Origin of the sequence: Faecalibacterium intestinale, assembly GCF_040096575.1 — a bacterium.
Classification (GTDB): Bacteria; Bacillota; Clostridia; order Oscillospirales; family Ruminococcaceae; genus Faecalibacterium; species Faecalibacterium intestinale.
On sequence record NZ_JBBMEN010000057.1, the window covers coordinates 1 to 1666 of the forward strand.

Here is a 1666-nt window from a genome sequence, read left to right on the forward strand (position 1 = left end):
ATCACCTCGTATAATAAAATAGTAGTATTTATAGACCGCTCTCCAGCGGAATGCTACAATAAGTTCAGGATGCTGTGGATTGGTGGAACATCACCTACCGCAAAGACGGTTTTCGGGAGGCTCCAACCACAGCTTCTTTGTTGAAATGTTAATCAGTTAGATACCGCCAGACGGTTTATTTAGAACGAGGTTACAAGAGCAAAGAAGTCTGTGGTCCTGAACAGCATCGAAATAAATATACCGGAGGTATCAAAATGGTTTGTGTTGGAATTGATGTTGCCAAGGATAAGCATGACTGCTGTATTCTTGATTCAGACGGAATGGTTCGTGCTGACTGCTTTACCATCCCCAACAACATGGATGGATTTAAGCAGCTGCTTCAAACGATTCGAAACTGCACCAAAAAGTCAGACAAAATAAAAGTAGGACTTGAGGCTACCGGACATTACAGCTACAATATTCTTGGGTTCCTTCTTGACAACGGTCTGCCAACTTATGTCATTAACCCTTTGCACACCAACCTGTACCGAAAAAGTCTCAGCCTTCGCAAAACCAAAACCGATCGTGTGGATGCAAGAACGATTGCAACTATGCTATTGTCCGATGTAGACCTCAAGTCCTACACGGATATAGCATACCATAACGAAGAGCTAAAGTCACTAACAAGATACCGATTTGATAAAGTTCAGGAATGCGCTAAACTAAAGCAATCGGTGTCCAGATTGGCTACGATTCTGTTTCCCGAATTGGAAGGGCTTGTTTCGTCTATCCATGGCACTTCAATCTACGCACTTCTCAGCGAATATCCCGGTGCAAAGCAAATTTCAGAAGTCCATCTTACCAAGCTGACAAACCTTCTTACAACAGCGTCCAAAGGACGCTACGGAAAAGAGAAAGCCATCCAGATTCGAGAGGCAGCCAGAGCTTCTATTGGCTCTGTCATGCCTGCCAAATCTTTGGAATTGAAGCATACCATTAAACTCATTCAAGAACTTGCCTCCGAGATCGACGAAATTGAAGATTCTATTCAGAAAATCATAGATGAGCTCAATCCACCAATTCTCTCGATTCCCGGCATGGGAGTAAACTCCGCTGCTGTGATCCTTGCAGAAATCGGGGATTTCTCCAATTTCAGTTCTCCTGACAAAATTCTTGCTTACGCTGGCTGCTCTCCATCTACATACCAGTCCGGAAAACTCACGAACTGCTATGCTCACATGGAAAAACGTGGCTCCCGCTACCTGCGACATGCCCTTTACAACGCAACCAAGTACGTCTGCTACTGGAATCCTGTCTTTGCTGAATACCTTGCCAAAAAACGTGCCGAAGGAAAACACTACAATGTTGCCCTGTCCCATGCCATGAAGAAACTCGTGCGGCTGATCTACGCTTTGCAGAAGTCTGGAAAAACATATCTTACAGCTGCATGATTTTCTCCTGAGCCTGAGCTAATTCCAACAGAAACTTAGCTGGCGCAGCGAACCCTTGACGAACCGAAGCATTCAAATGCTATTCTGTTTCTGCGAGGGTTGGCCGGGCTTGCTTTGCTGTTCTCTCCGTCGCCCTCGCTGTTCCAAGACCAGCATTTGAATGCTGTTTGTCAGGGGCAGCGGTCGGTTGGCGGATTTTTTCATTTTGGGGCTTGACTTTTAATAGTTAGTCTCCC

The 1666-nt window shown here is 45.3% G+C and carries 1 protein-coding gene; it reads left to right on the forward strand.

Annotated elements, in window-relative coordinates; genetic code table 11:
* The first annotated feature begins 254 nt into the window (after positions 1–254).
* A complete protein-coding gene (locus WMO20_RS14305) occupies positions 255–1430 on the forward strand; it encodes an IS110 family RNA-guided transposase (RefSeq protein ID WP_097839216.1) in 1176 nt (391 codons plus the stop codon).
* Positions 1431–1666: the final 236 nt, after the last annotated feature.